7 protein-coding genes and 1 pseudogene are annotated in these 7,612 nt (G+C 67.9%); 5 read left to right on the plus strand and 3 right to left on the minus strand.

Translation table 11 applies throughout. The features are described from left to right. Positions 1-368 (minus strand): annotated as a pseudogene (locus I6U14_RS10100) (hypothetical protein); the annotation flags it as partial. A gap of 160 nt (positions 369-528) precedes the next feature. Further along, positions 529-840, minus strand: coding sequence for a cytochrome c (locus I6U14_RS10105; protein WP_296898986.1), 312 nt, complete (start codon positions 838-840; stop codon positions 529-531). Between the two features lie 107 nt (positions 841-947). On the opposite strand from I6U14_RS10105, the gene orn reads away from it, so the two are divergent. Beyond that, positions 948-1,490 (plus strand): oligoribonuclease, encoded by a 543-nt coding sequence (gene orn, locus I6U14_RS10110; RefSeq protein ID WP_296898988.1) that lies wholly within the window; start codon positions 948-950, stop codon positions 1,488-1,490. Positions 1,491-1,629: 139 nt separating this feature from the next. Here orn and queG read toward each other — a convergent pair whose 3' ends face one another. Next, positions 1,630-2,691 (minus strand): tRNA epoxyqueuosine(34) reductase QueG, encoded by a 1,062-nt coding sequence (queG, locus tag I6U14_RS10115; protein ID WP_296898996.1) that lies wholly within the window; start codon positions 2,689-2,691, stop codon positions 1,630-1,632. 438 nt (positions 2,692-3,129) lie between these two features. Between queG and I6U14_RS10120 the strand changes: the two genes are divergently transcribed. From I6U14_RS10120 to mutL, 4 genes are all read left to right on the plus strand, one after another. Then, the gene (locus tag I6U14_RS10120) at positions 3,130-4,629 is read left to right on the plus strand and encodes an NAD(P)H-hydrate dehydratase (protein ID WP_296898989.1); all 1,500 of its coding nucleotides are present in this window, start codon (positions 3,130-3,132) and stop codon (positions 4,627-4,629) included. After that, positions 4,626-5,135: a tRNA (adenosine(37)-N6)-threonylcarbamoyltransferase complex ATPase subunit type 1 TsaE gene (gene tsaE, locus I6U14_RS10125; RefSeq protein WP_296898991.1), complete on the plus strand. Its 510-nt coding sequence runs from the start codon at positions 4,626-4,628 to the stop codon at positions 5,133-5,135. The genes I6U14_RS10120 and tsaE overlap by 4 nt, the downstream gene beginning before the upstream one ends. Positions 5,136-5,350: 215 nt before the next feature. Further along, the gene (locus tag I6U14_RS10130) at positions 5,351-6,622 is read left to right on the plus strand and encodes an N-acetylmuramoyl-L-alanine amidase (RefSeq protein ID WP_296898993.1); all 1,272 of its coding nucleotides are present in this window, start codon (positions 5,351-5,353) and stop codon (positions 6,620-6,622) included. Between the two features lie 163 nt (positions 6,623-6,785). Further along, positions 6,786-7,612 (plus strand): DNA mismatch repair endonuclease MutL (gene mutL / locus I6U14_RS10135; RefSeq protein WP_296898995.1); only part of this gene is annotated, 827 nt, incomplete at its 3' end.

Consider the following 7,612-nt stretch of genomic DNA (forward strand, 5'->3'; position numbering starts at 1 on the left):
TCTCGGGGGGCGATGGCACTCACCACGCCCCTGTGCGGCTCCGTTGGGGACCAGACCACACGGTCGCCGCACACCGGGTGACCGATGTTGCGCCGGGAGACGCAATGGTGCAGCGCCCCCGCGTCATCCTCCACGGCCAGGTGCGCGCCATGGCGCACCATCACAGTGCCATGCCGCGCGCCGTCATCGGCATCCGGGTCAGAGCGGCCCGCCGCATCGGCGCCAGCCGCGTCCGGCGCGTCGTCGAGGCCGTCGGCGTCGAGCCGGTCGAGCACCGCGCTGGTCCGACTCTCCAGCCGTTGGCGCCGGCGTGCCTGGATGGCGCGGATACGCTCGCGCTGGCGCTCCGACAGCCGACGCTTCGGCATCAGTCGAGAGACGGCCGATGCGGGGGAAAGCGATGATCCTGCCCTCTCCCAGACCGGCGGAGCGGGGTACGGCCGTCAGGCGACGCCCGCCGACCACTGGCGAGGAGCGGCCTTGCACAGCCCTGGGGTCGGCCGGTGGCCGGCGGGTGCACGGCGGCGCTCACTCCTCGAACTTGTAGTACTCCTCGTTCAACAGCGTCGCCACGGCCTTGACCTCTTCCGGAAACATCCCGGTGTCGAGGTTGGTGTTGCAGGCCTCGACCTGGGTCTCCAGCGCGCTGAAAGAGTCGATCTTGCGATCGGGACGGGTGTACATCTCGCTGCCATGGCAGCTGGTGCAGTTCTTTTCGATCAGGGCATGGGCATCGCTCCCCTCCGCCGCGCCGGCGGAGACGGCGGTGAGCAGCGCACCGGCTGCGAAGAGTGCGGCGACGGCATGGGCGCGTGCAAGGGTCGTGAGTCGAACGTTCATGGCATTCTCCGGTCATTGCTGGGGTTGGATTCTAGCAGCGGCCGGCGCCGCAGCGGGCGCGATCGCGCTACCATCCCGGCACATCGTGGTGCCGGCGGGAGAAGCCAATGGAGCAAGCGGGGAATCTGGCGTGGATCGACCTGGAAATGACGGGGCTCGACCCCTTCCACGACCACATTATCGAGATCGCCACCATCGTGACCGACCCGGAGCTGAACGTGCTGGCCGAGGGCCCGGTGCTGGCCATCCGGCAGCCCGAGGCAGTGCTCGCCGGCATGGATGAGTGGAACACCCGTCACCACGGTCAGTCCGGCCTGCTGGAGCGGGTGCGCAACAGTGAGGTCACCGAGGCCGAAGCCGAGGCCCGCACGCTCGAGTTTCTGCAGCAGTGGTGCCAGCCCAAGCAGGCGCCGCTCTGTGGTAACAGCATCTGCCAGGACCGGCGCTTCCTCGCCCGCTGCATGCCGCGGCTGGAGGCCTTTTTCCACTATCGCAATCTGGACGTGAGCAGCCTCAAGATCCTCGCGCGCATGTGGGCCCCGGACGTTGCCGAGGCCTTCAAGAAGCACAACAAGCACCAGGCGCTGGAGGACATCCGCGAGTCCATCGCGGAGCTCAGGCACTATCGGGCGGAGCTGCTGCGGGTTTGAGTCGGGTTCCCCGGATCTTCCGCCGCGTGGGCTGTGACGCTCGCAGTTGTCATGTCAGTGCCCGGCGGCGGGCGTACTGTGGATCAGTGCAGCGAGCGGGCGCGTCGCTCTCGTGCGGCAAATAGACGGGCCACGCCGGCTACGGTGCCGTGCCTTGGACCGCCAACGCCCATCGCGCATGCTCGCGCACCAGCACGCTCGGGTGGTCGGCCCGTGCGGAGAGGGCTTCGCGCACCGCGGATGAGGGCGGGGCGTTGCCGAGCGCCACGGCAATATTCCTCAGCCAGCGCTCATGGCCGATGCGGCGGACGGCGCTGCCTTCGGTGCGCATCAGGAATTCGGCCTCGTCCCAGGCGAAGAGCTCGATGAGCGTGGCGGTGTCCATGCCTTGGCGCGGCAAGAAGTCGCTTTCTTGCGTCATATGTGCAAAGCGGTTCCACGGGCACACGAGCTGGCAGTCGTCGCAGCCGTAGATGCGGTTGCCCATGCGCCCGCGCAGGGGCTCGGGGATTGGACCCGGGTGCTCGATCGTGAGGTAGGAGATGCACAGGCGTGCATCCAGCACATAAGGCTCGACGATGGCGTCCGTCGGGCAGATGTCGATGCAGGCCTTGCAGCGCCCGCAATGGTCCTCGGCGGGCGGGTCCGTGGGCAGCGGCAGGTCGCAGTAGATCTCGCCGAGGAAGAACCAGGAGCCCGCCTGCGTATTGATGACATTCGTGTGCTTGCCGGCCCAGCCGAGGCCCGCCTTCTGCGCCAGCGGCTTCTCCATAACCGGTGCGGAGTCGACAAAGACTCGGTAACCGAAACTGCCCACGTGCGCCTCGATGCGCTGTGCCAGGCGCTTCAGTCGCTGACGCAGCACCTTGTGATAGTCGCGGCCAAGGGCGTAGCGGGAGACGAAGGCCTGGGCCGGGTCGACCAGCACCCGCTCGATGTCGGCCTGGTACTCCGGCAGATAATCCATCCGCGCCGAGATCACGCGCAGCGTGCCGGGCACCAGCTCCGCCGGGCGGGTGCGCTTGGTGCCGTGCCGGGCCAGCCAATGCATCTCGCCGTGCATGTCCTGCGCGAGCCAGTCCTGGAGCCGCCCCTCGGCCGTGGCGAGATCGCAGTCGGCGATGCCGATCTGTTGAAAGCCGAGCTCGGCGCCCCACCCCTTGATGGCGCGGGCCAGGTGCCTTGCCTCGGCGTCTGACAACGGTGTCGGCGGACGGCTCGGCTCCCCGGTCGGCCCCCGGCTCCGTGCCAGTGTGTCGGCGTTGCTGTCTGTCACGGTAGTCGGTCGCGTGGTAGGGGGCGGCTGCGGTGTGCACGCCTGGGCTGTTGCGTTGTGCTCACTGACTGCAGCTTCAGCAGCGCCAGCGAGCGGGCTTGAGGCTTGTTGTGTTGTGTGGTCGTTATGGGGACCCACGGGGTTGCAAAGTCAGCACAGACGGATAGGGTAGCGTTTTCCGCTGCGCGGCAAAACGCGCGCGACTGCCGCTCGTCATGGGGCTTGGGCTTCTATGTACGCCCGTCGCATGCGAGTTGTCGGTTTGTTGCGCGAAGAATCTGGTGATGCCTTTTCTCGTCCTCGAACTTCCCCCCTCGAAACTCGCTGCTCTGCGCTAGTAAGTTGGTTCCCACTGTGCCGGAAATGCAACCCATTCCCTATGCGCTTTACCGCGCAGCCCAGGTGCGGGCGCTCGACCGCTGTGCCATCGAGCGCCACGGAATCGCCGCTGAGGAGCTGATGCAGCGTGCGGGGGCGGCGGCGTTCCGACGCCTACGCGAGCGCTGGCCCGATGTCCACCGCATCGTCGTGCTCGCCGGTGCCGGTAACAACGGCGGCGACGGCTATGTGGTGGCTGCGGAGGCTCTGGGCGCCGGCCTCGATGTTCGCCTGCTCCAGCTCGGTGACCACGGCAAGCTCTCCCCTGAGAGCCTGACAGCGGCAGCGCGATTCGCCGAGCGTGGCGGAATGCCGCAAGCCTATGAGCGACTGCCCGGGGATGCGGATGTGATCGTCGACGCCCTGCTCGGCACCGGTCTCACGCGGACGGTCTCGGGGCAGTGGGCGGAGGCCATTACCGCCATGAACGCAGCCCGCGCACCGGTGCTGGCGCTGGACATTCCCTCGGGGCTCGACGCCGACACAGGGCGGATGCACGGCATCGCCGTTCGGGCCGAGGCCACGGTCAGCTTCATCGGCCTCAAGCAGGGCCTCTTCACGAGCCAGGGCCCGGCCTGCACCGGTGCGGTGTACTTCGACGGGCTCGGCGTCCCGCCGAGTATCTATGCCACTGAGATCCTCTCGGCCCGCCGGGTGGACTGGCGCAAGGAGCGGGAGCTGATAGCGCCGCGTGCGGCGGATGCACACAAGGGCATGGCCGGCCACGTGTTGGTGGTGGGTGGGGCCCCCGGCACCTCGGGTGCGGCTCGTCTCTGCGGTGAAGCCGCATTGCGTGCCGGCGCGGGGTTGGTGACCATTGCCACGCACCCAGCGCATGCCGCGGTGCTCAACCTGACTCGGCCGGAGCTCATGGTGCACGCGGTGGCAGATGCCGATGCATTGGGCGAGGCTGCGGCACGCGCCGACGTCATCGCCGTTGGCCCGGGCTTGGGCCGCGACGAATGGGGGCGTGCGCTCCTGTCGGCGGTGCTGATGCTCGACCGCCCGCTGATTGTGGATGCCGACGCCCTGACGCTGTTGGCGCGTGCGCCGCGCCGGCGGGATCAATGGATATTGACCCCACACCCTGGTGAGGCCGCGCGGCTGTTGGAGCAGGGCGTCGCTGACGTCGAGCGGGATCGGTTCGCCTCGGCTGCCGCCCTGCAACAACGTTACGGCGGTGCCGTGGTGTTGAAGGGTGCCGGCACCCTGGTGCATGGACCGGGCCAACGCCCGCCCGCTGTCTGCAGTGACGGCAACCCGGCCATGGCGAGCGCCGGTATGGGCGACGCCCTTACGGGGATCATCGCCGCGCTGTGGGCGCAGGCGCCCATCCTGGACCCGGGGCAAGCGGCCACTGCCGGCGTCTGCCTGCATGCCGCCACCGGCGATAGGGTCGCTGCCGGCGCCGACCGCGGCCTGCTCGCCGGTGATCTGATTGCGGCGTTGCCGCGCCTATTCGCCACTGCCGAGGGGGCGCGATGATCGCGATCAGCGAGCGCTTCGCCGCCGATGAGCGCGCACAGCGCGCCTGGGGTGCCGCCCTGGGCCGAGTCCTGTGCGGCGAGGACGGTCTGGCCCGTGCCGGCGGCCTGGTGTTTTTGGAGGGCGATCTCGGTGCTGGCAAGACCACACTCGTGCGTGGACTGCTGCGCGGACTCGGGCATCAAGGCCCCGTCCGCAGCCCCACCTACACGCTGGTGGAGAGCTTCGAGCTGCCGGGCGCCCTCGTGCACCACCTGGATCTCTATCGCATTGCCGACCCCGAGGAGCTCGAATACCTCGGCATCCGCGACCTGCTCGATGATGCAAGCCTGGTGCTCGTGGAATGGCCCGAGCGGGGCGCCGGCGTGCTGCCCGCGCCGGACCTGGAAGTCGCGATTGCGCACCGGGACGGCGGGCGCAGCCTGCGCTTCGAGCCTGCCGCGGCCTGGCAGGCCGCATTCGCTGCGCGTCTGCCGCAGACGCCGGGGCCTGCTCCCGCGCCCTGAGACAGGGCCGCGGTGGGAGCGCAGCTGTGGCGGTTGCGCGGGTGAGGGCTCAGCGTTGCAAAAGGCCAACTGTACAATATCTGCAACAAATTGCGTTACTTAGTCTGAAGAAGGTGCCGCAACGACGTGTCTATGCTTGGAATAATGGGAATCACGATGCTATCATTACAGCAACGTCTTCCGTTACCAAAGACTCGGGGGCAGGGGCGTCTGATATGGCAACCGCACTCAAAGTCTTACTGGCAGCGCTCGTGCTTGGAGCCGCGCATACGGCCAATGCAGGGCAGGTCAGCGTGCACGGCGCGCGTATCTGGAATGCGCCGGATCACACGCGCATCGTCCTCGACACCGCCGCGCCCATTCGCCATCGTATTTTTTCGTTGGAGAACCCTCATCGGCTGGTGGTAGACATCAGCGACGCCCGGCTGGCTGGTCAGCTGCCGACGGCCGACGGCGACGATGCGCTGGTGGCCGGGATGCGCAGCGGCGTCCGCGAGGGGGATGACTTGCGCGTCGTGCTCGATCTCAAGCAACCGGTTAAGGCCAAGAGCTTCGCGCTTGAGCCCAACGCCACCTATGGGCACCGGCTGGTGATCGACGTCTCCGCCCGCGCGCACCCGGGCGGGGCAAAGGTGGTGAGCCGCAACGAGCCCTCGGTGGCGCCGCGGCATCTTTCGGTGCAGCCTAAGGGGGTGCGCCACCGTGACGTCATCGTCGCCGTGGACGCCGGGCATGGCGGCGAGGACCCAGGCGCCATCGGCCCCGCCGGCACCTACGAAAAAAACGTCACGCTGGCCATCTCGCGCAAGCTCGCCGAGCGTATCAACCGCCGCCAAGGCATGCGCGCTGTGATGATCCGCGACGGCGACTACTACATCGCGCTGCGTCAGCGCATCGCCAAGGCCCGCAAGCATCAAGCCGACCTGTTCGTGTCCATCCATGCGGATGCCTTCAAGGACAGGCGCGTGCGTGGCTCGTCGGTCTATACGCTGTCCAATGGCGGCGCCACAAGCGAGGCAGCCAAATGGCTGGCTGAACGGGAGAACCGCGCCGACCTGATCGGCGGGGTCAGCCTCGCCGAGCAGAACGACGTGCTGGCCAGCGTGCTGCTGGACATGACGCAGAATGCAACCCTGGAGCACAGCAGCATCGCTGCCGAGCGGGTTTTGTCGAAGCTCCGCGCCCTGGGCGACGTGCATCAAACGCGCATCCAAAAGGCCGGCTTCGCCGTGCTGAAGTCGCCGGACATTCCGTCCATGCTGGTGGAAACGGCCTTCATCTCCAACCCGGATGAGGAGAAGCGCCTGCGCACCGGCAGCTATCAGAACAAGCTCGCCGACTATCTGCTGGAAGGGATCGTGGACTATTTCGAGGATTATCCGCCGCCCGGCACACGCTTTGCCCGAGACGGCGCTCCCGTGGGAGATGAGCTGGGCGCGTTGCCGTCGAGCGACGCCGTAAACTTCGCCGAGGTGGCGCGGCACTAAGATCTCGGTCATGCCGCGGTGCAGCTGACACGGGCGCCGGAGCTGCCGGGTACGCCCGGGGCTCCCACTCAGACCCACCCGAGCCGTCGCAGCCTGACGGCTGACAGCCTAAAGCAGGCGGCACTGGCTTGCGGGCCGGCACCGTATCTGCTTCCATCCGGGCATGGCGTCCATCCGTGCACTGCCCGCCCAGCTCATCAACCAGATCGCCGCCGGCGAGGTCATCGAGCGGCCGGCTTCCGTGGTCAAAGAGCTGGTGGAGAACAGCCTGGATGCGGGCGCACGCAGCCTGCGCATAGATCTTGAGCAAGGCGGCATCAAGCTGATCCGTGTAACCGACGACGGCAGCGGCCTCGGGCCGGACGACCTGCCGCTGGCCGTGGCCCGCCATGCCACCAGCAAGATCGCGAGCCTTGCGGACCTCGAAGCCGTGGCCACGCTCGGCTTCCGCGGCGAAGCCCTGCCGAGCATCGCAGCTGTATCGCGCTTCGCAATCACCTCGTACCGCCAGGGCGAGCCCCACGGCTGGCGTCTGCGCTGCGACGGCTCCGACCGTCAGGACCCGCCGCAGCCCGCCGCCCACGGCGGCGGCACCAGCGTCGAGGTGCTCGACCTCTTCTACAACGTGCCGGCTAGACGGAAGTTTCTGCGCACCGAGAAGACCGAGCTCGGGCACATCGACCAGTTGCTGACGCGCTTCGCACTCGCCCGCGACGACATCGCGCTCAGGCTCACTCACAATGGGCGCGTCTCCTTGGAACTGCCCGCCGCGGACACCGCCATGGACCCACAGCGGCTTCGGCGGCTGCTGGGGGAGGGGTTCCTGGCTCATGCGCTGACACTGGACGAGTCGGCGGTCGGACTGCGCTTGCATGGGCTCGTCGCGAGCCCTGCCTTCGACCGTAGCCAGGGCGACATGCAGTTCTTCTACGTCAATGGTCGCCTTGTGCGCGACAAGCTCGTGACGCATGCCGTACGCCAGGCCTATCG

Origin of the sequence: Thiohalocapsa sp. (genome assembly GCF_019695415.1) — a bacterium.
Classification (GTDB): Bacteria; Pseudomonadota; Gammaproteobacteria; order Chromatiales; family Chromatiaceae; genus Thiohalocapsa.

Excerpts from the sequence above, each read along its gene's own strand:
- I6U14_RS10130 (WP_296898993.1), top strand. The coding sequence starts at position 5,351 with ATGGCAACCGCACTCAAAGTCTTACTGGCAGCGCTCGTGCTTGGAGCC.
- tsaE (WP_296898991.1), top strand. The coding sequence starts at position 4,626 with ATGATCGCGATCAGCGAGCGCTTCGCCGCCGATGAGCGCGCACAGCGC.
- I6U14_RS10105 (WP_296898986.1), bottom strand. The coding sequence starts at position 840 with ATGAACGTTCGACTCACGACCCTTGCACGCGCCCATGCCGTCGCCGCA.
- I6U14_RS10120 (WP_296898989.1), top strand. The coding sequence starts at position 3,130 with ATGCAACCCATTCCCTATGCGCTTTACCGCGCAGCCCAGGTGCGGGCG.
- orn (WP_296898988.1), top strand. The coding sequence starts at position 948 with ATGGAGCAAGCGGGGAATCTGGCGTGGATCGACCTGGAAATGACGGGG.